Here is a 21,977-nt window from a genome sequence, read left to right on the forward strand (position 1 = left end):
GGGGGGGGGGGGGGGGGGGGGGGGGGGGGAGCAAGCAAAGATATCTTCAAAGCGCACTTCTTTTCACTGGCTACATTTCTCGCTGCCTCTGTTGCACAATGCCGCTGCAGCTAATGCTCGCCTCGCCCTCATCGAGTTGCCCGGATCGCGATCGTCCGAAGCGACCAATGGTGTTTATGTTTCCGTTAAACCAGGCGAAAGCAAGCTATTCTAGCAAGTCTGGCAGGGCGAGTATCAGCATTTTCAAAGCGGAATTGTCAGCTGACAATTCTGACATCTTTCACAATCAACGATTAGATTGTGCCATATTGATCATTCATATCGGATGTTTACCAATGCATATTCCAGAGGGTATGACAGCGTTAACCTTTGCTTAACCCTCTTTTCCTTGACTGCATCGCCGGACTCAGGCAATTTGCGAAAAAGAGTTCGTTTTCATGGAAAAAACGTGAATGGCTACATACCACGCAAATGTTGCAAATAACCGTGCAATCGCGTCAGAATCTATGGACGATACGATCTGGGCTGACTCGCAAGCTTTGGGTGGACAATTGCAGTTACTGCGCGAGAGGCTTTTTCCACCAACAGCCGAAAAGTCCCTTCGCAAGTTTTCAAGTCCGGAGGTGGCTAAACTCATTGGCGTTACAGAGTCATATATTCGCCATCTCGCGACTCAAGAAGTCTCTATCGCTGCGGAGAAAACGTCGGGTGGGCGTCGACTGTATTCTTTGGGACAAGTCAATGAACTGCGAGCGGTACTCGCGAAGAGCCGCCCTGGCTATATTCCTCATCGCAAAGATCAAGAACATCTCCAAGTTATAGCCGTTACGAACTTCAAGGGTGGTTCCGGTAAGACAACTTCTAGCGCACATCTTGCTCAGTATTTGGCACTTAAGGGATTCAGGGTTTTAGCGGTCGACCTCGATCCGCAAGCGTCGATGTCAGCCTTGTTCGGTTATCAGCCAGAATTTGACGTGGGCGAAAACCAAACTCTTTATGGTGCCATTCGATACGATAATCCAAAGCCATTGTCAGAGATCGTAAGGCGTACTTATTTTGATGGCCTGGATCTTGTTCCGGGCAATCTGGAGCTTCATGAATTCGAACATGACACGCCGAGAGTTCTAGCCAATAAGGAAAGCGTAGATAGTCTGTTCTTTATGCGCGTAGCTCAGAGCTTGGAATCTGTCGCCGACAACTACGATGTGGTTGTTGTCGATTGTCCGCCACAGCTTGGATTTCTGACAATGTCTGCGCTTTGCGCCGCGACGTCTCTTCTCATTACCGTGCATCCACAAATGCTTGATGTGGCGTCGATGAACCAATTTTTGGCCATGACATCAAACCTTCTGTCAGTCGTTAAAAACGCGGGAGGGAATCTAGAATATGACTGGATGCGATATCTCATGACACGCTACGAACCGCACGACGCTCCACAGGCGCAGATCGTAGCGTTTCTTCGTAATCTGTTTGGTGAACGTGTGCTCACCTCCATGATGCTTAAGTCAACGGCAGTATCTGATGCCGGTCTCTCAAAACAAACTATTTACGAGGCGGGCAAAGAAAGTATGCACCGACAGACATATGAACGAGCTGTTGAATCAATGGATGCGGTGAACTCCGAAATTGAGAAACTTATTCTTCGAGCTTGGGGAAGGGGATCTGAATGAAGGGCAAAGACGTCCTTAAGGGCCTCATTGATGCCGGGAAACCTATTGACTCGTTGTCAGCTGTAGCGCCAACACAACGGCCAGCTGGAGCTATCAAGGCACTCAATCTCGGACTGAACAGACTTTCCGAAGAGGCCGCGGAAGCGAAGCATCTACGGGAAGCCTTGGCACGGTCAGAAAATGTGGTGGATTTGGATCCATCCATCATCGATTCTTCAATCGTCGCAGATCGATTGGTATCTACAACCGATACTGCATTCGATGAGCTTAAGACAGCAATTCAGACGTCGGGACAGCAGGTTCCTGTTCTTTTGAGACCCAATCCTGAAGTTCCTGGTAGATATCAGGCTGCTTATGGGCATCGTCGAATTCGAGCGGCGAGAGAACTTGGTATCAATATTAAAGCAGTCATCAAAGAGCTCAGTGATGAGCAAATGGTGGTGGCGCAAGGGCAGGAGAATGGGACTCGCGTTGATCTCAGCTTTATCGAAAGGGCCCTTTTTGCGCATAGACTTGATCAAAGAGGCTTTGACAGGGACACACTGTGCTTGGCCTTGGGTGTAGATAAGCCGGAAATATCACGGCTGCTCACAGTGGCCGGTTCAATCGATCATTCCATTGTTGAAGCAATTGGACCTGCACCGAAGGTAGGACGACCACGGTGGCTGCAGCTGGCGGAACTTCTTAATGAACCAGGAGCGATGCGAAGCATCGCCTCACTTATTCAGACAGCGCCGTTTATAAGTGCAGACAGCAATACCCGGTTCAAACTGGCTCTTACTACCGCTGTACCGTCGACGAAGCCAGTCTCGATTGCTTTAAAGGAGTTTAAATCCGGCGATAAAAAAATAGCTGTGATGGATCGAAAGAGCGGTCAAGCGAAGCTGATCATCGCCGATGACGACTTCAGTGAGTTTTTAGAGAATCGCATGTCCGATTTAATTGGCGAGTACATTGCTCGCAAACGGGTAATTGTCAGCTGACAATCGGTCAGAGCGAATACGTAACGTCAAACCTATGGAGAGAGGCCGACAAAAGAAAAAAGCTCCCAAAACGTTGCCGTCGTGGAAGCCCTTCTCGGATTAAGCACCTAGAGAATCGCATTTCCTCGAATCACTGTCAAGAGTCTTTGGCACCGTTTCGGTAAGCGGATTTCTTTTGCCTGGAGAAAGGTGAAGGACAATGCAGCCTGGAAATGTAACGACGCCCTTTGGGCGGCGGCCCGCGAAGCTTGCGCTCGTGAAGCGCCAGTTTGCCAAGCCCGAAGTGAGGGCAGGGCAGGAAGTCGACAAATGGAAAGTGTTCCGTGACGTATGCGAAGCGCGAACGATGCTTGGCATTCAAGATCGCGCGCTATCCGTATTGAACGCATTGCTGAGCTTCTATCCGGATGGCGAGCTGTCCGATAAGGCAGGTTTGATCGTTTTCCCATCCAATGCACAACTTACCGTTCGTGCCCACGGTATATCCGGCGCAACGCTTCGCCGTGCGCTCGCAGCGCTCATCGATGCAGGACTGATTGAGCGTCGTGATAGCCCGAATGGAAAGCGATATGCGCACCGGGATAGGGCAGGGAAGGTCGAAGAGGCGTTTGGCTTCAGTCTGGAGCCGTTGTTGGCCCGTCATGCAGAACTCGCGCAGCTGGCCCAGCAGGTGGCCGAAGAAGCCCGTCTATTCCGTCGCGCGAAAGAAGCTTTGACCATCTGTCGTCGCGATGTTCGGAAGCTTATTACAGCAGCGATGGAAGAGGGAATTTCCGGCAACTGGATTCATATGGAGACCGTTTACGTCGATCTTATGAGCCGCCTTCCACACTCTCCATCACGTCAAATCGTTGAAAGCTTACTCGAAGAGATGAAGTTGTTGCGCGAGGAAGTCATCAACCAGTTGGAAATTCACGCAAATTTCAATGAAATGAGCGGCAATGATGATCATAATGAGCGTCACATACAGAATTCAAATACCGAATCCACCACTGAATTTGAACCTCGCTCTAGAAAAGAGCAGGGGGCAACCGAAGCTCTAGTCGGACCAAAGACGAGCACGCCATTGAAAGTGTTCCCATTGGCTATGGTGCTGCAGGCATGTCCTCAAATCACCGATTATGGGCCGGCCGGCTCAATAGCAAACTGGCGAGACCTCATGTCAGCCGCGGTTGTGGTCCGATCGATGCTTGGGGTCAGTCCAAGTGCCTATCAGGAGGCCTGCGAAATAATGGGACAAGAAAATGCAGCCGTCGTGATTGCCTGCATTCTGGAACGTTCCGGACACATCAAATCGGCTGGTGGGTACTTGCGGGATTTAACTTCAAGGGCGGAGCGCGGCGAATTTTCACTTGGTCCGGTCATCATGGCTCTGCTCAGGTCAAACGCGCAGCATTTGAGCGTGGCGGGATAGTTATGTTTTTGTGTGAACATTGCGCTTTTGAGAAAGCTTGTAATGTCAAAGGCGTCACGTCTAGCTTCGTAGTCGATAGACTATGAGGTATGTTGGCAAGCCGACAATCCAGGCGCCGTGTACTGTTAATACCATTGTTGCGAAGCCAAGCAAATCTTCGATGTTTGTGTCGTTTTTCACCCTCTTCGGCAACGGCCTCGATTATCTGGGCCTATCGGAACGAATAGTTCAATCCCGATTTTTGCCAAGCAGAGCAGCACGGATAAGGTCTCTCTTGCTTTGTGGATCAGCCACCACAAGAGGGGCGGAATGTTGTTTGGTTGTCTCGGTATTTTTCTGTTTAAACGTCGACAAGCATTTTTCAGCGTTCTGTCGATCATCGTCTGAAACAGGTTCCACAGGGTTGCCATTGTAATCATAACGCATGGCGCCTTCCTGGCGGCAAGCGAGATAATAGCGTTTAGAATGAACATATGCACCGATCGCACGACGTAATGCGGTTACACTGGCTTCTGAACTGAGGAGCGGAGAAAGTTGTTGGAAAAAACCAATTGATACCGGGCGGATGGGGTCACCGATCTCAGTAGGTAAAACGGCTAGCGATTGCGTCAATAAAGCCTGAATTGCGGAAGATCTACGGAGATCCTTTTCCGTAGCGATTATCGGCTTCTGATTCATTTTGAAAATACCCCCATCTAAAAGTTAGACTCGGCTTTATGAATAGAATGTGGGCACAGTTTGACGTTCGTCGCCGTTATGCTGCGCGGTATCTCTGAATTTGGATAAGGAAGTCTTTCGCCGCTCCCCAAGCCACTCCTTGCACGCGGGTAGGTTATAGCTTATATATTAGCTAAGTTAGCTAATGGAGGCTGAAATGCAGGTCACAGTCCACGCGGCAAAAACAAACTTGTCAAAGCTTATCGAGGCGGCACTGGCAGGCGAAGAGGTTATCATCGCCAAGGGCAAGCGTCCCGTCGTAAGGATCGTCCCCGTTCCTCAGAACGGATTCACGATTGGCCTGTTGAAAGGGCAACTGACAGGATCTGGACCCGATTTCTTCGAGCCGATGAGCGACGATGAGTTGGCGCTTTGGGAGGGTGGCGAGTGAAGCATATCCTGCTCGACACCCACACATGGACCTGGTCGCTGACGGCGGACGCCCGCCTCTCAGTCATTGCCACGGAGGCCATTGAGCAGGCAGAGACGGTTTCAATCAGTGCCATTAGCTTGTTCGAGATTGGACAAAAGGTCCGGCTGGGCAAATGGCCGGAAATGGAGCCGTTTCTCCCCCGGTTGGTCGGGCTTGCCGACGAACAGGGTGGACGACTTGTGGAAGTATCGGCAGAGGCAAGCCTACTTGCCGCTACATTAGAATGGGCGCACCGCGATCCATTTGACAGGTTCATAGCGGCAACTGCGATCACGCGCGGATTGACATTTGTCTCGGCTGATACTGCCTTCGATGCATTGGTGTCCGAACTATCATGGCCGGGACGGGTCTGGTGAGGTAAAAGTAGGATGTTGGAATCTGTTTTGGGATATGGAATAATCCGCCGAAACAAGATCGGATGGAATAGCGCCATGTTGCCAAGATATCTACGGCCCGTGTTTGACCGTGAAGCATATGGGCCGATTTCGAAGACGGAAAAAGCGGTACGCTTTGCCGTGTTCGTTCCCTTGTCTGTTCTATGCATGGTCCCGGGCGTTGTATTTATGGGTTTGTTTCTGTTTACAATGGGGCTTGGTACAGGACGCATTCTTTTAGATGATACTGGCACTATGACGTCACTCAAAATCGTGATGTTTGTGGTAGCACCAGCATTATTTCTAGTCGGTCTGGCCATACGCAAATATTGTTTGCCGTTTGATTGACCATTGGCTTAGACGATTTACAAAAATACCGGCTTTGAGCCGGTATTTTTTTATTCTGGATAGCCGTTAGTTTTAATCGCTTCCGAGCCGTTTGGCTCTGTTTTCTTCGTCCAAGCGCTGCTGTCGTCGACCATTTAATGATCCAAATGCCTTGCCTGCACCAATATCCGTGGCCTTCATTTGCCCCGCAGCACTCAGACCAGTACGCAATGACGACTGGCTGTCCAATTGATCGCCAATATCATCGAACCAACGGAATACACGTCCTGGAAAAGAAGCAATCAGCGAGAACGATAGTTCAATGATTGCCAGATAAACGAAGATGATAAATATCCCAATTACGACCATCCCCGCATACCAAGCAAAGCTTGCCCAACTATCTGCCGCAAGGGACTGCGAGGAAGTTAGCGCGTAATAGAGACCGGCGTTCAATAGATTGCCGGCAATGCGAAATACGATCATGCCGGCTAGGAACCCAAACAACATCAAAGTTGGCGTTAGGAGCAAGGAGAGCAGCAAGACATATCCCTTGCGAGCATGGGAACCAGTCAGGCCATGCCCGCCCATCGAAAAGTGCGCTATGGTCCATAGCGGTGCGGCGAATATGGCTTCGATGACAAGAATGATGAAGGAGATTAGAGCCATTACCCAGATGATGCTCGGCATCATCGGCATGACAAAGGCAAGCGTGCTTCCAAAAATCATCAATCCGAGTAATGCAGGCCCCATAATCGTGCCAAGCGTAGTTGCTGCCCCGCCGATCCAAGGCATGCCACCAAATAAGACGATAGCTGCCGTGGCAATTCCCGCGACAGCGGTAAGTTGGATGCCGAACAGAACAAGGGCATTCATTGGATCTGTTACAGAGGAGTCCGGCGCAAAGAGAGCAATGCTCTCCAGCATCCCGCCCGAAGTTGGCAAGATATTCGCCAGATCCCCGCCATTGTCAGCAAAGGCCAGACGTTCATTGATGAACGCCTTGATACCGCTCCGGGCAACCGATTCATTCCACCATTCAACGGTTCCGTTATAGGTAGCGGTAATCTGGTTGAGAAATTTCTTGGTGTCACCTTCAGCGGAACCAAAAATATAGGTGTTGTTGGCGGCATATTGCGAAGAGAGGGCGGTAAAAGACGATCCGCTTGGATTAGACGCGCCGCCAATAGCACCGCCTGGCGTAGTCGTTGGCATCATCGAACCCACGGAGTTCGCATCTGATGACATACGGGAAATCAGTTGATAATAGAAACCGGCCTGCGACCAACCCCCATTTGTCACGTTGATAGAAAGCTTTTGTTCCTTGCTGTCGCCGGGGGTGATGATCTTTATATCGTCGTTCTGATTAAATGCCGCTTGCGCAGACTGATTAATCCGGTCGGCACCCATGTATTTCGACAACAGTTCGCTTTGCATGCCGCGCCATAAATTCATATCGGCGGCAAGGTTGCGGTAGGCGGGCAGGGTCTGTCTTGTGGAGACTGCGACGGCCAGCTCGTCCGCGACTTTGGAAAACGCATTCGCCATGACGACAACGTTTGCTTGCTGGCCTTGCAGAAACTCATTGAACTTGGCGCTGACCGTTTTGCTCAGATCATCCTTGCCGGTCGTATTGGCAGTTTCGGCCAGACGCCGGAAGCCAACAGTTTCGGTTGGCAACGAGACTTTGCCGCAGGCCGCGCTATCTTCCGGAAGGCCGTATTGCAGTACACGAACACCGGCCAGCGTACTCCATGTCGCAGAAATGCCCTTCATGTCGTCGCCAGCCTTGGCGACTTCATAGTTATAGACGGCGCGGCATAGTTCCATCCGAAATAGAGCCTGCAAAAACTGGCCGTCTGCACTATCGGTATCGGCGGCAAGCACCGGCACTTTTTGCTCGACAACCAGTTTGGCGGTCTGGTCCCAGAAGAAAGTTGCGGACGCGGTTCCGACCTTGACGATATAGGCTGAAACGACTTGCGCCGAATTGTAGCCGCCGGGATGAACCGGCGCGAGCGCAGCGGCTGCGATAACGATACGGACCGGAACCCAGATTGTGGAGTGGCGACTACCGAGAACTTCGCCCTCATTGGCGGTATCGGCTGTCGCGATGAAGACGTTATAGACGAAAATTACCAGCCCTATCGAGAAGAACAGGACGTTGAAATTAAACATCAGCGTCGAAATGAGTGTTTCTTCGTTCGGCCCCTCGAAGAGCGGCCCGAAGATCATATTCAGATAGGAATTGGTGCGTGGATCTCCGTTGCCGCTGATAATATCAACAACATTGATTTCCTCGGCGGCGCTGGCCTTAGAAACCGCAAAGGCTAAGAACGTCATCCATGACCATAGCAAGCGTTTAATCATCGGTGACTTTCCTTATTTCGGTCGATCCACGGTTTTTGCCAAAGAGAAATTCGCGCATTGATCCCATGCGCCGCTGCCTTATCTGCCAGCCGCGATAGGAAGCGCGCACGGCCAACAGGAAAAAGGCGCAGCTAAGCAAAATGAGGCTGAAAATACCTGTCAGTGACAGGGTGTAAAAGAAATAGAGCGTGGGAATGAGCGCCAGACAAACGGCGGCAGAACCGAGAAAAATGGAGTTCTCTCGATCCCACTTAGAAATTGCGGCCTGAATATCATCCTCGCCAAGATCACCGACCAGATGCCAGAAACGGCGATAGCCGCCGTCATCATCTTGAAAGGAAAAGCCGCCTTCTTCTGGCTTGGGATAAGTGCGAAAGGCTCCCAAGCCGTCTTTTGCGGCTTCATAACCTTGCCGCGCGCCACGACCGACATCCTGATATGATTGAGCTCGCCACCGAATATATCGGCCAAAGACCCCAAATCGCTCTTTCTTTTCTCTGTCAGCCATGAGGCTTATCCTCTCTGATCGAATGCAGATCAGGTTCCGCTACCTGCTTCCATCGGAATATTCGTCGTGTGCGTGTCGCGGTTATCCAGAATCGTGGAAAGGACAGCAGCAAGAGCCACGGAATTGCGGCGCTCCAGATCAAAACGCATCCATTCGATTTGTTGTGTTAGCGCGGTTGCAAGCAACTGTTCGCGCTGAACGGCATCTGGCGACATACGTGCAAGCTGTTCATGCCATTTGGCATTCGGGAAGCGGGAGCGCACGAAAATATCCATCGCCTGCAATTGCGATACCTGATCGCCAATCTGATAGGGATAACCTTGCGGCGCAGCTTTCTTTGCCCATGCGGCCAATTCCGAGCTACCCGTAGGGGTCGCCAGATCACCAATGTAACTCATGATGGCATGTGCGGCTGATCTACGGCTTGCATCGACTTCACGGGCTGCAATCTGTGCACGGCCCGCTGGCGTCTTGCTTTCGGCTTCCGTAATGGGCTTGGCCGGGATCGGATCGACAATATTGTTTACGAGCCGGATATGTGCGCCTGCAATTTCTTTCTTCGTCGTATCAAGCGTGATGGCGTCAGTGATCAGACGGGCATCGCTTGTCGGATCGGCAAAGCCGCCGACACCCTTAAAGCGGTCACGATCGGTAATAATGGCGTTGGCGACAGCAAGTCCGCCCTGGGCAACCGGTGCGCCGATATCTTCATTGCCATAAGACCAATTGCGGGAGGCATTGGTAATGTCCTTGCCGCTCAATCCTTGGCCACCGCCCGCCTTACCGATGGAGAATATGCCGGACAGATCCACACATGCCGAAGAAGCAGGATCATAGCGTCCACTTTCAGCGATACCGCGTGCAATTTGCTTCTGTCTGGTCACGTCATTGACTTGTGCAGCTTCGGTAATGCGCTTTTGAGCTTCCGTTGCCCGTTTAGAGTAGGCGCTAAGCTGCGCAACGCCCTGCAAGATCGTATTGGCAATATCATTGCCAACATCTGTCGTGTGGTCATTAACGCGGTTCACCCCGTCATTGACGATGTTGCGAATGCTACCGCAATCGCAATCCGCCAATGCCGACTGTGATCCTGCAATAATTGAAACGAATGACGCCGCAGCCAGAAATGCAATCTTCTTCATCGGCTCAGTTCCCGTACAAATTCTGGTAAAGATCGTTCATGATGGACTGCGCGTTTTCTCGCGGGCCGGAATCCTGCACGTTCGAACCGCTTTGGCCTATCCCGCCTTGCCCGATGCTGAAATCAATGTCCGGACCACCGCTGGCGCCCATGCCGGGAAGATTGAGACCCTGCAATTGTGGAAACTGAAATGCGTTCTGCAGCGGCTCGGTCAGCTTGCTAATTTGCTCTTGCGCCATCGAGCAAACCTGATTTTCCGCATCAGACAAAGCCTTGTTGAAAATTGCGGACAGGTCGGGAATCGTGATCGCAATATCCAGATTGGTGTCCATCAGGCTATCAAGGCAGCTTAGACCGGATAAAGGAGCAGGCATTTTCAATGCCGCTTCCTGCCGTTTGACTTCGCCCTCAATGCCGCTGTTGATTGCGTCCTTGAGGCTGACTTTCACCGTTTCAAGACAACCTTCGCCCGCGCCTTGGAAAAGGTCATCGCCAACTTCGGCATGTGCCGCCGCTGGAGCAGCCAGCAACAAAATACTCAAAAGAAGCTTGCGCATTACAGGTTCTCCTTTTCGCCCTGAAACGGCGGTCTTTCCTGAATAAGAACGGGCCGGACATTGCCGATGCCCGGAAAGCCTGCCGTGTCCTGAAACATGGGATCGCCGCCAGCAGGCGCACCGCCTATGCCGTTGCTGATACCGGAGTTGCCAGCACCGTTCGCCATGCGTTTCATGACGTAGGCTTGCAATTCCTCGTAGGATTTGAAGCCGTTTGCGGTCAGGTAGCTTGCGGGCAATACACTTGGGTCAAATCCGGATGCGACCCATTGATTGAGAGCGCCCGCACCCAGAAAATGCGATGCCTGCAACAATCCATCTTCGGTAATGAGAACGCCATTGACGGTCTGCCCGACAAGTCCGCGTGTCTGCGAAGACATGGAAGCCCAATTCTGCGATGCCAATTCCTGATTAGCCCTGTCTTGCAGACTTGCGCCCGCAGACGAATAACGAAGATCGCTGACCGAGCTAACACCCGCAGCGGTTGCCTTATCCGTAAAGGAATAATTCGAATAATCCGATTTGCTGCCGGAACCATTGTAAGAAATATAGCCGAGATTTGCCCATGTTCCGGCTGTTATCTGGTAGCGTCCCAGAGCGGACGAGCCGCCTTGGTTCATGATGGAATAGGAGTTGCCGCCCTCATACTTGGCAATGCTGTCGTTATAGTCTGCCAAGGCTGCAAACGATCCAAACGCCAGCGATAGCGCAAGAATGCTTGATCCGAAAAAGCGACGAGCATTCATTTGCGGTCCCTCCCGGCAATGATGGGTGTTTGGGCATCAATGGTGAAATCTGGCTTCAACCCGCCAAGCTGATATACGGTCAGTCCCTTGGACGTGACGGTTTCAATAAGCGGGTTGGCGTCCTTATCGCGAAGCGGAGAGGCACCGGCTTGCGATTCAATGGCATCGTAATTGCCGACAAGTTCCGACTTCTCATTGAGAACGAAAGCCGGGCAATTCAATTGCCCGCAATAATATGGGCTTTGAATGGAAACGATTGCGCCGGTTCCGTTTTTCAAAGGAAGATCGAGAACCGAATATGTCGTGTCGTCGCGCTTCTCACCTGTACCGGCTGATAGCGCCGCATCGACTGCCCGCTTTTCCTCTGGCTTGGCATCGCGATAAAGGAATTTGTATTCGGCAAGCCCCGGCCAGTATTCATCGCCGGTCCATTGCCACATGCGCGATCCATCATAGATTCCTCGCATTCCGTTATCGCCTAGCGGCCCAAGCTGAAATTCCTTGGCCGTACCCCGCCACAATTCCAGCCATTGCTTGTCATCGTAGAACAGGACGGCATAGGTGCAATTATCCGTGCAGGTACGTTCCGTCGAAAGACGAACAACCATTTGCTCATAGCCATCGTCAGGCTCCTTGAGCCAGACGCGCTTTGCATCGACAAGGCGAAATTTCTTGCCATACATTTTGCGGGCTGTACTCGTCGCCTGGGAATCCGAACCGTCAAAATCGACTTTGATTTCTGGTTGAAACTTCAGATAGCGCAGTTCGTCGCGGGCCAACGCGTCGGACAAACCGACAAGCGTTGATGCGCAGCTAATGCTCATGAAAAGTAATGCTCTAAACATCCCGGAACCCTCTGATAATTTCGTCTGCAATCTGTCGGATCAGGTTTTCTTTGGCGCTTTCATCGACAACGACACCGCGCGCTTCCATCTCGGTTTTGCGCACTTCGATCAGTTCGGACGCCGTACCTTGCGGGAAGCGCTTCGCCAAAACGCGTCGGCCCATTTTGGGGCCGAACGCTTCGTAAATGAGCGAGCGCAAGGCAGTATCGCCCTGGGTGGTGGAAAGCGCCCAACTCTCAATCGGGCCAATGTCGTTGAACAAATATTGCGTGTAGATGCCGGTTTTCAGCTTCATCATCGCAACGAAGGGAGCGCCTTGTCCTGCAATCGGGCCGTTCAGACCGCGCAAGACCGACTGGATTGTCGGTGAGAAATTGAAATTCTCACCTATCGACCTGATGGCACCTTCGGACGGTACATTGCAGAAAAAGAAATTGTTCGCGAGTTCTTGAACTTCTCTATCGAAGTCGTCGATCAGCTGCGAAGCGTAGACCTGTTGAACACCAGTCTTACGCCCAACGCGGGCATCATTTTCATTTTGCTTGCGGAAGAACGCCAGATTGCCGGTTCGATGATATTCATCGTAGGCGAGGCGCTTTTGCATTTGTTTATTGTTCGTCACCCTTTCCAAGTGATAGGCGCGAACATTGGCTGGAATGGAAACCTTATCCAGATCGTCTTCGTGCAGCCAGAAATCAGACGTGATGGTATGGCGGGTCAGCATGTACATAACCGCCGACTGGCGATGTGCATGTGCCCCGGTGTTGGAAGTCACTGCTTCCAAATCAAATGCGATAATACGAGCGTCCGCGACACTAAAGCGGGTAGGGCGGGCAAGGATCGGGAAGTCACGACAGGCGGCAGTCACCATGCGCTGGAACGCAACCACGACCGATTCACTCGTTGATTCAACGCGCATTTCCCGGAACGGCTCTTTGACCGTTTCGCGGTTGGACATGCTCACCAGATCGGCCATGACAGGCACCGCAAAGCGCTGCGCAAGCGTTGCCTCGTGATGCTTGTCCTTATCAAACAGGAACTTGACGACTTCCCACCACGTCGTTTGCGCGTCCGTTTCATATCCCAGAGCATCAAGCGCATTATCAACGTCAACGCTATCGGTTCTCGAATAGCGTTTCGGGTTCATGTCCTCCGAATAATACTCGTATGCTTCGTTAATTGCCGCACGCGCCAAGGCGCTAATGCCGTCATAAGGACTTTCCCGATCATCGGCAGTGCAGCACAGGCAAACGAGATTGACGAGAAATTCCAGTTCGTAAGGAAATGGCTTTTGAACGCACAAGTTCAGGTCGAACGGATTGACGGAATATTCTTCGCGATTTTGCAGCCGCAAATGCATCGCTTCATGACGGCGCGATGCTGGCAGTGCATCCTTGATCAGTTGTATAAGCCCCTGGCTTGAAGGGCCAATATCGATGATGGAAATGCGCGGCAGCAATGATGCGCCTGTTTTGGACCGTCCGACTTGCGGCGACAGGGCAATGGACAGGTTCATGGAATTAGACAGAACCGATTTGCCCGAACCCGGTTGGCCGACAATAATATCAACCCAACCAAGTTGGCGGGACGATCCGGGATTATACGGCCAAAGCTTACCGTCCTTTGTGCGGAACAGGATCGCGCCACGCCGCCACGGACTGGACGGGCGCGATAATGGCGCAAGCGCGAACACGTCCGTCAGATAAGCCGATGCAACGGGAGCGGTAGACGCAGCATTAAGTCCCATTGTCGAGGACATGATGCATTCAACGGGATCGCCAACCTGCATATCGGTCTGGGTATTGCCCCAACCATGGACGGTCTGGCGAAGTGTGGCGATATCGGAAAGCAGTTGCTTTTCTTCGCCACGGTCACACCATGCCGCGAAAGAAGCACGCCAGCGAACAATAGTTTCACCGTCACCATTGATTTCACGTGCCGCCTCAAATGCCCGTTTGATGCGACCGTTCGTTATTCTTCCGGTAAAGGTGAGCAGGCTCGCGTAGGTTTCCTTGAACGTTTGCCCCTGAAAACCGCCGCTATCGACCAGCATGGAGACACGCCAAGATATTTTGCGCCTCTGATCAAGCACACGGGAAATCAAGTCGTTGAAGTTGACGACCTGTTCGGGGCCAAGCACCACATCAAAGCCGCAATAGATTTTTGAGCCAAACTCAAAAATGCGGTCGCTTAGAAGCGTGCTGCCTTCGGACATGATCTGGGAACTAAGTGACGGCCAGAGCAGATGAGAAAAATCCTTGCCCTTGTTCTGCAATTCCGTGTCAGGCATTTTTGCCCGCAAATGGTCGCCGGGCAAAACCGCCTTCCAATTGTTGCTAGCCGCCAGAAACTCGGGATTGAGTACGCCTTTGATTTCACTCAATGCCTCGCGAACGTCCAACAATTCAATGTCGAAGCCGCAGCGGCGCGTTTCGCGCTGCAATGACTCAACGATGGAATTATGGCGGGTCAACAATGCAGGCAAAGCCGGCATTGGTAATTGTGCGGTAGGCGCATGAGGCAATTGCTTCAATTCGTCTGTGACAACGGCGGCGGAGCTACGGCTTTCTTCTCGCGAAAGCAGCGCTGGCCGCGACCACAGGACGATATAGGCGCGTTCGCCGCTCAGCTTGTCAGGCAAGCGTGAAGCGCGTTCCTCCAGAAGATCGCTCACATCGAGTTCGGCATTCCTCGCAACAGATGCCGTACCCGCCAAGATATTTTCCAGATCGGCCCGCCCGACTTCGGGCAAATGGCCGAACCAGAATTGCAGTGTAAAGCCACGTTCACCGAATTGCGAAGCAAGCGACAAACGCAGCTCTGACACGTCTTTTGACAGTTCTGCCGAACCTTTAATGCTCCGGCAACCCTCCAGTCGAAACACACTGACGAGCGAGCCGTCATCAGCAACAAGGGCATTATCGCTATTTGCCGTCACCAGACGGCAATAGCTTTCCAGAGACTTGCGCAGGACGGGGCCGCTCAGGAAATAAGCAAGCCCTTTCAGTGTGTCACGAACAAAAGCCATTAGTTTATCGAGCGCAAAGAGCCGTCAACAGAGGTGGTTTCGGCACCAGAGCCGAAGAAGGTAGCAACGCCCACTCCCAGATATGCCGGAATACCGACGAGACCGGCAGCGACGATGAAGGACATTATGGCCTTGCTGACACCGCTATTGGGATCATGCGGGTTGCGACGATGCTGAAACAGCGTCCACAAGCCAAAGATTGCGGAGATAATGCCCGCGACAAATGCAAGTGAGCCGATCAGATCTGCAACCGGACCAACGGAGTCGGTGCGCAGGCTGGTCGCCATGTCACCAAGTCCGCCTTGCGATTGCGCGAAGGCTGGCGCAGTTGCGATTACCGCCGCAGCGGTCAGAAGGGACGTTTTCATCTTGGCAATCATCATTTGCTCCTAGTTGCCCAACAGGTGTTCTTGAAGTTTTTGCAGAACAGCGGGGAGGTTCATGAGAAGAACCCCGCCGATCATGTGCGTCAGACCTTTTGCGACCATTCCGCGATAGGGATAAATGGCCGACATGTTGGCCACGTAGATGCCACGGGCGAATGCAATCAGGCCGACGAACTGGAATATGCGGACCACAGCGATAACTACGCGCGTCCCCATTTCATTATTGACGGGTTTGAGAAGTTCGGGCGCGTAAGCAAACACTTCGCTTGCCGCATAGGTTTGATCCATCCCGAAGAACGACATAAGAAATGCCGATATGACGCTTGAAAGCGAAACAAAGCTTATCGCAATAATCAGCAGAAATGCGGGGCCATGCCATCCCGCTTGTGACCAGCCTGTCGAAGCCTGACTTCTATCGCCAACGGCTGCAAACCCACGCAACGAATTAACCGCGCAAATCAGTCCAATCACATAGCAGATTGCTACAACCAGAGACTGGAATTGCGGCATTAAAGCCGCTGTTCTTTCGAGAAGTCCGACAAGCCCCTCCATGCTTATCAGACCCCGTCTTTGGTTTCTGGTTTGTCGGAAGGTTCGGCCTTGGTCTCTTTCGCGGGAGCGGGTTGCGGCTCGGCTTCCTTTTTCTGGGGTGGCGTTACCACCATGAGCCGGGTAGGGGAGGCTACGTTTTGTTCTGTCATTGCGGCACCATCCATTCCCGATGCCGCAAGACCATTGGCTGGAAACCTCTCACCCATATCCGGCGCAGTATTGCCGGATCGCGTGACGATTTCAGACAACATCTGATTTTGCTCGCGTAATGTTTTGATGTGTCCGACAAGTCGGGCAATGATGCCATTGTCGCTTGTCAGGACCGCCATTTCGCGCCGAAGAGCCGCAGTTTCGGCAATCTGATCCCTCAGACTCGCCTCTAATCCCGCCGTCTCACTTTGTAATTTAGTAATCTCGCCAGTATTCGGCTTAAAGGTCGCAGGCGCTTGCATCTTGAAAACCGCATAGCTGCACGCCGTTGATATAATCGCCGATACAATCACCACCGACGCTATCCGCGTTGCGAGTCCTTCATCGCCGGTCCTGCCATCCCATTGTATTGCCATGCGCTTCGCCGTCGACCCCGATTCCAATATCTTAGATTTTATGGCGGATAATGCCTATTAAGGCTTGCCTATTGAATCCTAATACATCATTTTACCCCGAAATCCACAATCTTTTACGGATCAGCATCTAATGAGATTATCGATAGCAAAAATTTTAATTGCATCAATGACGATGATTGTTATTAAGGATGCGAGCGCACAAGAAGTCAATATAAAAGCGCCAGATCAAGAGGAATTTACGCCGTATATTCAAAAATTTCTCTTTAAAGACAGTATTAAGACGCAACGATTATTCAAAATGGATGGGTTTCAGGTTTGGACTGTCCAGCTTCCTAACCAGAATCCGGAGACTGTTCTTACCTCCCAAGATGGTATTCTTATTCGGGGCAAAATCATTGGTCCCGACGGTCAGGATATTTCCGGTTCGTTCACGGGAATGACGGTTCCGGCTTTAGCCGGTTCAAAAGCGCCGGAATCTACCGCATTGCAGGCGGCACAAGCGGCCCCGGCCTCGCCTAGCGTGCAGAGGGTTCCGCAGACACCGCCGCAGACTAATGTGCAGCAGCCCGCCACCACGCAGACCGAACCGCAGAGCGCCCCCGCAACCACTTTTGATGCCGCGCAGGCTAGTGGAATGAACGATGCCTCTATACCTGTCGCGAAGGATTTGGCCGAGTTCCGCCAGCAGGCGGATGACTTTTCCATGTGGGTACAGGCAAACAAGTTCAAGCCGGGTGCGCCCGTGCTTTACATGTTTGCAGATCCTCGCTGCCCTTGGTGTGCCCGGTCGTTTGTCGAGCTAAAGCCATATATGGATCGCGGCGACATTGAGTTGCGCATCATTCCAACGCCTATTCTCTCGCGGCTTTCGTTCCAGCTTGCCGTGAGTTTCATCCATGAAAAAAATCCAGGCGAAGCCTTCATCAAGCATTCCGACGAGATCATATCCGGTTCTCCGGAACGCACCCCTATGCCTGATAGCGAAATGGACCAAAAGGTGGTGTCCGGCATGGAGCGCAACGTCAAATGGGTGCGCAAGAACGGGATCAGGCTGGTGCCATTCTTTCTCTACAAAGACGACAAGGGCGACCAAGTGTTAGCCGGTGCACTAGACGAAACGAAGATCAAGACAATCGTTGCTACCGGCAAGACAGACGGCAAGGGCAAAAATGACTAGTCACGATTACGGTAAGATTGAATCCATTCTCACGCGGGCGGACACGTACAAGGTCGCCTATCGTCGTATGAGTTTTGTCGCCCTGGCGCTTGCCGCAACGACTGTTATCAGCACTGCCGCCGCTGTGGCTTTGGCGCTCAGCAAGCCCGCGCCGGTCTACTTTGCTACGAACTCCGATGGAAGCATTACGCCGATCATTCCGGTATCGCAGCCGCATTTGAGTCCCGCAGAAGTGGCTAATTTTGCCACAGAAGCCGCTACGCGGTCGCTCACCTATTCGTTCTCGAATTACCGTGCGGAATTTGAGGACATGAAGCCTTATTTCTCAAAGCCTCGCGGTTGGAACTCATTCGTGGACGCCGTGAATAAAAGCGGTCAGCTCGAACTGGTCAAAAATCAGCGCCTTAATACAACTGCCGTCGCACAGCGCGCAGTCATCGTGCGTGAGGGCCTTAACCCGGACGGCATCTATGAATGGATCGTCCAATTGCCGTTGCGGGTGACTTATCAGTCGTCAACGCAGGTTACGGGACAAAATTTCACGGTCACACTCGCTTTGACGCGAATGGAATCCAGTGAATACCCCCGCACAATTGCAGTCTCGAATTTCAATGCAGCGCCGGGAGCCTGACCTATGAAGCGATCCATTTTGTCAGCGGCGCTCACACTGTTGCCCTTGGTTTCTTCCGCCTACGCGCAATCAGCGGGCGATATTCCAGCCGCGCAATTACCGCAGCAAACGCAGACTGCCCAACCGGTCACGTCATCACAGACCAATGCGCAGCAGCGGCCCGACCCGTCGCGTTTCGGGCAAACGCGACCGTCCTCTAGTTCCGGTGCGCGTAGTCAGAACAAGGACGAGTTGCCGCCAATCATCGGGACAAACCATTTGCTTCAATCGCTGGACGAGCTTGACCGGCCATTATCGCCAGAAGAAGCCACAGCATATGGTTCTGCCGTGCAGTCGCTTATGCCTATGACGCCAGACATGATCCGTGATTATCGCAGGCGCGTGGATGAAAACCAAAGAGCCGCATCCGAACCGCCGTCTGGCGTAAAGCCGACGCTCATAAGCGATGCCATCCGGCTTTCGCTGAAACCGAGCAAGGCGATATCGACAATATCAACCGCCCCTGACACCGTTTCTGTCATCAGCTTTTATGACCGAACGGGAAAAGCGTGGCCTGTCGCTTCTTATGTTGTCGGGCGCGCAGATCGTTTTCAGGTGTACGCTTTGCAGGAAGGTTCAAACAAGCTGGCAATCAGTGCATTGCAACCGCACGGCTATTCCAACTTAATCGTCTCTCTGGTCGAAGAAAGCCGCCCGATAGTGCTTAATCTCCAGACGAGCCAAGGCACAGCAATTGCGCGCCGCGATATTACGGTTGAAGCCTACGGCCCCAATGCCGCCGTCAACCCAACGACTGTTTCAACCAAGGTCGCGCCGAGCGACAATGTGATGATGGCATTCGTACAAGGCGCGGGGATGCCGAAAGGCGCGGTTCAACTTCGCACGACCGATCCAGACACGGACGTTTGGTCCTATTCCGGTGACTATTATGTCCGCACCCAGAATACGCTTGTTTCCCCTTCGTGGTCCTCTGTTCTGACTGGACCGGGCGGCGTGCACGCCTATCGCATCAAAAAAACACCTGTTGCCCTGATTTCGCGTAACGGCACCATTGAACGCGTGAGGATTTCAAATTGATCGACGATAATGAAAAGAATGCCAATTCGTCGGGATCGTCTGACAATGGCGAAGCGTCGAAGCAAGATCCAGCGAAGCAGTCAATTGAAGACGTGGATAATGTCGGCTTGCGTTCGACCGTGATCAACCGGAGCAAGCGCGGCAATAAGAACAAGCCGCTTCTGGTGGCAGTTGGTGCGTTCCTCCTGGCCGGGGTGGCACTGACTGTCTACAAGGCATGGAACAACGAGTTTACGGGCGGTTCGCGTATATCGCGCCCGCCGTCGATTGACACGACACCCGCAGGCCAGCAGCTCGCCGAAAGCGAGCGCTATAAGCAAAGTCTCGACACAGTTAATCGTGAAGGTTCGCAACAGGCGGAGAAAGACGGAAGCAGCTTTATTGCGACGCCCGACGAGCCGTTGCGCGATATTGACGAAAAGCCCAAGGCACAAACGAACTTCCGCAAGCCAGTTGCGCCCGCCAATACGCCAGAGCCAGAAGTACGCGAGGCGATTGTAACGAAAAAGGCCGAGCAGGCTCCGCCGCCACCTGACTATTCGCGTATCAATCAACTGGCAACACAGATCGCCGGTCAGGCGCGGGAATATCAAAGTGGATGGGCACCTGTCGGCTCCACGAACACGATTGTCCTCAATCAGACCTTGTATAAGACGCCGGAACAACGCAGGCAGGAAGCGCTTGAGCGCCAACAGGCGGCGCAAGCTTCCGGACTTGTTACCGGCGACGGTTTGCCAAACAACGCGATCAATGCCGGTCAGTTTGCATTCGGTCGCGTAATCAACAGTACCGATTCCGATACACCCGGCCCCGTGGTCGTAGAAATCATGAAGAAAGGCCCGCTTTATAAGGCCCGCATGATTGGTGCGTTTCAGAAGAACAACACGACGAATGCACTTATCGTTCAGTTTGACCGGATTGTGTTTGCCGATGGCCGCGAAGCGCCAGCTTCCGCCTATGCAGTTGACGCCACCAAAGGTTCGATTGCGGTGAAATCCGAAGTCGATAGGCGGCTCTTCTCACGCTATGCGCCGTTGATTGCCGCCTCATTTATTGAAGGTCTGGGACAGACGCTTTCTGAAAGTGGCGATCAGGTCATCTACGGATCGAATTACGCCACGGTATCACGAAATAAGCCACGGTTTGAGCAGGGGCTATATGCGGGAGCTGGTAAAGTTGGTCAGCGCATGGCGCAAGACATTGAGCAGTCAGCGCCAAAAGGGCCGCTTGTCAAACTCAATGCCGGTAAGACCGTGGGCGTCCTCTTCCTGCAAAGCGTGGAATTGCCACAATCGGCTTCTATCGACACCGGCGGATTCGAATAATGGATGGAGATATTTACGGACGAACCATTAAGTGGCGAGAAACAATGAGAAATCCATCATTCTTCATGCTGGATGGATATTTCATTATATTTCTGCCGATTTTCTTGTTCCATATCCGATGGTGGACTTTTGAATTGTTGGTTTTTGCGGCGATCATGTTTGGCGCGTTTCGCGTATTCAAGTATCGCCCCTCAAGCGCGTTCAGGGCTGTTCGATCTGCATTAGCAGGCTCTAATAGACCTGTCCGACCAAGCTTTAAAGCCAGATCAGCCATAGACTATGGATTTGAATACCGGCAGTCCCGATGAGTCTAAACGGCTTTGAACCACTTATACAACTATAGTATATGAACGGATATCTATATTTGTATGAATGATGTATTTTCATATGCGAAATGAATGTTATTCAACATTAAAAACTCGATTTCATGTAATAATATATACATTCCGTTGCATCAACTCTTACTTATAGGAGCGGATATCGATGATAATGTTGTTATTCAGTAAAATTTTGCTATCCTCCGTCCGAAATGAATCGCGGGGATGGTGTTAAACGAGATATGTCAAACAAAAGAAAAATAAAGCAAAAGCTTGTTTATTTTGATGGCGTGCCAGTTGAAGCAGAACTGGCAGGCGGTGAAAGTGGCGTAAACAAAGAAATTCTTGACAGAATTAAGGCGCATCCCGTTTTCACAAGAAAAAAGTGGCCTTTAATTCTTGATCAAATGGTGGAGAACCATTTTGAAGATGCAACGGTTGCTGACTCTGCTTCATTGGCGAATTGGGCCGATGTTAATTATAACACGGTATGGCGATTAAAGAACTTTTTAATAGAGAATGATTATTTGGTTTTGATCAATAGAAACGGTCTTGCCGGGTTTAATCCGGATTTTGTACTTGTGAAGGATCACGCCGGGAAAATTATCATTCCGAAATTGCAGGTGCGATTTTAAGAGTTTAAGATCGTATAAGTAATTTCATTTGAAACTATTAGGAAGCCCGCTTTTTGCGGGCTTATTATTTTCCTTTTTTCTTTTGCCCCTATCGCCAGTGCAATTTTCCGTCAATGGACAAGCGCAAAGCGTTGCAGCCGGAACAAAAACGGCTTTCAGGCTGCGCCCGAACCTTCCGTTTTTCTTCCGTCTGCAATCCTT

22 protein-coding genes are annotated in these 21,977 nt (G+C 51.8%); 11 read left to right on the forward strand and 11 right to left on the reverse strand.

All coding sequences use genetic code 11. From position 1 onward, the window contains the following. Nucleotides 1-452 precede the first annotated feature (452 nt). From repA to repC, 3 genes are all read left to right on the forward strand, one after another. A complete protein-coding gene (repA, locus tag FJQ48_RS10905) occupies nt 453-1,670 on the forward strand; it encodes a plasmid partitioning protein RepA (RefSeq protein WP_038595224.1) in 1,218 nt (405 codons plus the stop codon). After that, nucleotides 1,667-2,653: a plasmid partitioning protein RepB gene (gene repB / locus FJQ48_RS10910; protein WP_038595226.1), complete on the forward strand. Its 987-nt coding sequence runs from the start codon at nt 1,667-1,669 to the stop codon at nt 2,651-2,653. Before repA ends, repB begins: the two co-directional genes overlap by 4 nt. 199 nt (nt 2,654-2,852) lie before the next feature. Then, a complete protein-coding gene (gene repC / locus FJQ48_RS10915) occupies nt 2,853-4,067 on the forward strand; it encodes a plasmid replication protein RepC (RefSeq protein WP_139975153.1) in 1,215 nt (404 codons plus the stop codon). Between the two features lie 228 nt (nt 4,068-4,295). Here repC and FJQ48_RS10920 read toward each other — a convergent pair whose 3' ends face one another. Continuing rightward, a complete protein-coding gene (locus FJQ48_RS10920) occupies nt 4,296-4,745 on the reverse strand; it encodes a ProQ/FINO family protein (RefSeq protein WP_139975154.1) in 450 nt (149 codons plus the stop codon). Between the two features lie 196 nt (nt 4,746-4,941). On the opposite strand from FJQ48_RS10920, the gene FJQ48_RS10925 reads away from it, so the two are divergent. The 3 genes from FJQ48_RS10925 to FJQ48_RS10935 are packed head-to-tail and all read left to right on the forward strand — an operon-like array spanning nt 4,942 to nt 5,939. Next, nucleotides 4,942-5,175 (forward strand): type II toxin-antitoxin system prevent-host-death family antitoxin, encoded by a 234-nt coding sequence (locus tag FJQ48_RS10925; RefSeq protein ID WP_038594974.1) that lies wholly within the window; start codon nt 4,942-4,944, stop codon nt 5,173-5,175. Continuing rightward, nucleotides 5,172-5,573, forward strand: coding sequence for a type II toxin-antitoxin system VapC family toxin (locus FJQ48_RS10930; RefSeq protein ID WP_139975155.1), 402 nt, complete (start codon nt 5,172-5,174; stop codon nt 5,571-5,573). Before FJQ48_RS10925 ends, FJQ48_RS10930 begins: the two co-directional genes overlap by 4 nt. 12 nt (nt 5,574-5,585) lie before the next feature. Next, nucleotides 5,586-5,939 (forward strand): hypothetical protein, encoded by a 354-nt coding sequence (locus FJQ48_RS10935; RefSeq protein ID WP_128095005.1) that lies wholly within the window; start codon nt 5,586-5,588, stop codon nt 5,937-5,939. 72 nt (nt 5,940-6,011) lie between these two features. Here FJQ48_RS10935 and FJQ48_RS10940 read toward each other — a convergent pair whose 3' ends face one another. From FJQ48_RS10940 to FJQ48_RS10985, 10 genes are read right to left on the reverse strand one after another with little or no spacing between them, the layout of a single operon-like run. Further along, nucleotides 6,012-8,285, reverse strand: coding sequence for a DotA/TraY family protein (locus FJQ48_RS10940; RefSeq protein ID WP_139975156.1), 2,274 nt, complete (start codon nt 8,283-8,285; stop codon nt 6,012-6,014). Then, on the reverse strand, nt 8,278-8,793 hold the full coding sequence (locus FJQ48_RS10945) for a hypothetical protein (protein ID WP_139975157.1): 516 nt from the start codon (nt 8,791-8,793) through the stop codon (nt 8,278-8,280). Before FJQ48_RS10945 ends, FJQ48_RS10940 begins: the two co-directional genes overlap by 8 nt. Nucleotides 8,794-8,822: 29 nt before the next feature. Next, nucleotides 8,823-9,935 (reverse strand): hypothetical protein, encoded by a 1,113-nt coding sequence (locus FJQ48_RS10950; RefSeq protein WP_109989707.1) that lies wholly within the window; start codon nt 9,933-9,935, stop codon nt 8,823-8,825. A gap of 4 nt (nt 9,936-9,939) precedes the next feature. After that, a complete protein-coding gene (locus FJQ48_RS10955) occupies nt 9,940-10,491 on the reverse strand; it encodes a hypothetical protein (protein WP_038594986.1) in 552 nt (183 codons plus the stop codon). Then, entirely contained in the window at nt 10,491-11,237 is a 747-nt protein-coding gene (locus tag FJQ48_RS10960) for a hypothetical protein (RefSeq protein WP_109989705.1), read from the reverse strand. The genes FJQ48_RS10955 and FJQ48_RS10960 overlap by 1 nt, the downstream gene beginning before the upstream one ends. Beyond that, nucleotides 11,234-12,061, reverse strand: a complete 828-nt coding sequence (locus FJQ48_RS10965; RefSeq protein ID WP_139975158.1) for a hypothetical protein — start codon at nt 12,059-12,061, stop codon at nt 11,234-11,236. Before FJQ48_RS10965 ends, FJQ48_RS10960 begins: the two co-directional genes overlap by 4 nt. Before the next feature lie 13 nt (nt 12,062-12,074). Beyond that, entirely contained in the window at nt 12,075-15,110 is a 3,036-nt protein-coding gene (locus FJQ48_RS10970; RefSeq protein ID WP_139975159.1) for a hypothetical protein, read from the reverse strand. After that, complete coding sequence (locus FJQ48_RS10975) at nt 15,110-15,478, reverse strand: hypothetical protein (protein ID WP_125302236.1); 369 nt, start codon at nt 15,476-15,478, stop codon at nt 15,110-15,112. The genes FJQ48_RS10970 and FJQ48_RS10975 overlap by 1 nt, the downstream gene beginning before the upstream one ends. Before the next feature lie 21 nt (nt 15,479-15,499). Then, nucleotides 15,500-16,048 (reverse strand): hypothetical protein, encoded by a 549-nt coding sequence (locus FJQ48_RS10980; protein WP_128095001.1) that lies wholly within the window; start codon nt 16,046-16,048, stop codon nt 15,500-15,502. 5 nt (nt 16,049-16,053) lie between these two features. After that, complete coding sequence (locus FJQ48_RS10985) at nt 16,054-16,554, reverse strand: hypothetical protein (RefSeq protein WP_139975160.1); 501 nt, start codon at nt 16,552-16,554, stop codon at nt 16,054-16,056. Between the two features lie 190 nt (nt 16,555-16,744). Here FJQ48_RS10985 and FJQ48_RS10990 point away from each other — a divergent pair, with 190 nt between their 5' ends. The 5 genes from FJQ48_RS10990 to FJQ48_RS11010 all read left to right on the forward strand — a co-directional run bounded on the left by FJQ48_RS10990 (nt 16,745) and on the right by FJQ48_RS11010 (nt 21,776). After that, nucleotides 16,745-17,791 carry a thioredoxin fold domain-containing protein gene (locus FJQ48_RS10990; RefSeq protein WP_139975161.1) on the forward strand — a complete coding sequence of 349 codons (1,047 nt, stop codon included), beginning with the start codon at nt 16,745-16,747 and terminating at the stop codon, nt 17,789-17,791. Then, entirely contained in the window at nt 17,784-18,422 is a 639-nt protein-coding gene (locus FJQ48_RS10995) for a type IVB secretion system apparatus protein IcmL/DotI (RefSeq protein WP_038595002.1), read from the forward strand. The genes FJQ48_RS10990 and FJQ48_RS10995 overlap by 8 nt, the downstream gene beginning before the upstream one ends. Nucleotides 18,423-18,425: 3 nt before the next feature. Next, nucleotides 18,426-19,499, forward strand: coding sequence for a DotH/IcmK family type IV secretion protein (locus tag FJQ48_RS11000; protein ID WP_180350184.1), 1,074 nt, complete (start codon nt 18,426-18,428; stop codon nt 19,497-19,499). Next, nucleotides 19,496-20,824, forward strand: coding sequence for a TrbI/VirB10 family protein (locus FJQ48_RS11005; protein WP_139975162.1), 1,329 nt, complete (start codon nt 19,496-19,498; stop codon nt 20,822-20,824). The genes FJQ48_RS11000 and FJQ48_RS11005 overlap by 4 nt, the downstream gene beginning before the upstream one ends. Nucleotides 20,825-21,383: 559 nt before the next feature. After that, on the forward strand, nt 21,384-21,776 hold the full coding sequence (locus tag FJQ48_RS11010) for a hypothetical protein (protein WP_109989699.1): 393 nt from the start codon (nt 21,384-21,386) through the stop codon (nt 21,774-21,776). The last annotated feature ends 201 nt before the right edge of the window (nt 21,777-21,977 follow it).

The organism is Ochrobactrum sp. CGA5, assembly GCF_006345815.1.
GTDB lineage: Bacteria > Pseudomonadota > Alphaproteobacteria > Rhizobiales > Rhizobiaceae > Brucella.

Coding starts and splice junctions, on each gene's coding strand:
- FJQ48_RS10945 (WP_139975157.1), bottom strand. CDS start 8,793: ATGGCTGACAGAGAAAAGAAAGAGCGATTTGGGGTCTTTGGCCGATAT.
- FJQ48_RS10970 (WP_139975159.1), bottom strand. CDS start 15,110: ATGGCTTTTGTTCGTGACACACTGAAAGGGCTTGCTTATTTCCTGAGC.
- FJQ48_RS11010 (WP_109989699.1), top strand. CDS start 21,384: ATGTCAAACAAAAGAAAAATAAAGCAAAAGCTTGTTTATTTTGATGGC.
- FJQ48_RS11000 (WP_180350184.1), top strand. CDS start 18,426: ATGAAGCGATCCATTTTGTCAGCGGCGCTCACACTGTTGCCCTTGGTT.
- FJQ48_RS10990 (WP_139975161.1), top strand. CDS start 16,745: ATGAGATTATCGATAGCAAAAATTTTAATTGCATCAATGACGATGATT.
- FJQ48_RS10940 (WP_139975156.1), bottom strand. CDS start 8,285: ATGATTAAACGCTTGCTATGGTCATGGATGACGTTCTTAGCCTTTGCG.
- FJQ48_RS10960 (WP_109989705.1), bottom strand. CDS start 11,237: ATGAATGCTCGTCGCTTTTTCGGATCAAGCATTCTTGCGCTATCGCTG.
- FJQ48_RS10920 (WP_139975154.1), bottom strand. CDS start 4,745: ATGAATCAGAAGCCGATAATCGCTACGGAAAAGGATCTCCGTAGATCT.
- FJQ48_RS10965 (WP_139975158.1), bottom strand. CDS start 12,061: ATGAGCATTAGCTGCGCATCAACGCTTGTCGGTTTGTCCGACGCGTTG.
- FJQ48_RS10925 (WP_038594974.1), top strand. CDS start 4,942: ATGCAGGTCACAGTCCACGCGGCAAAAACAAACTTGTCAAAGCTTATC.
- FJQ48_RS10980 (WP_128095001.1), bottom strand. CDS start 16,048: ATGGAGGGGCTTGTCGGACTTCTCGAAAGAACAGCGGCTTTAATGCCG.
- repB (WP_038595226.1), top strand. CDS start 1,667: ATGAAGGGCAAAGACGTCCTTAAGGGCCTCATTGATGCCGGGAAACCT.
- FJQ48_RS10950 (WP_109989707.1), bottom strand. CDS start 9,935: ATGAAGAAGATTGCATTTCTGGCTGCGGCGTCATTCGTTTCAATTATT.
- FJQ48_RS10975 (WP_125302236.1), bottom strand. CDS start 15,478: ATGAAAACGTCCCTTCTGACCGCTGCGGCGGTAATCGCAACTGCGCCA.
- repA (WP_038595224.1), top strand. CDS start 453: ATGGCTACATACCACGCAAATGTTGCAAATAACCGTGCAATCGCGTCA.
- FJQ48_RS10955 (WP_038594986.1), bottom strand. CDS start 10,491: ATGCGCAAGCTTCTTTTGAGTATTTTGTTGCTGGCTGCTCCAGCGGCG.
- FJQ48_RS10935 (WP_128095005.1), top strand. CDS start 5,586: ATGTTGGAATCTGTTTTGGGATATGGAATAATCCGCCGAAACAAGATC.
- FJQ48_RS10995 (WP_038595002.1), top strand. CDS start 17,784: ATGACTAGTCACGATTACGGTAAGATTGAATCCATTCTCACGCGGGCG.
- repC (WP_139975153.1), top strand. CDS start 2,853: ATGCAGCCTGGAAATGTAACGACGCCCTTTGGGCGGCGGCCCGCGAAG.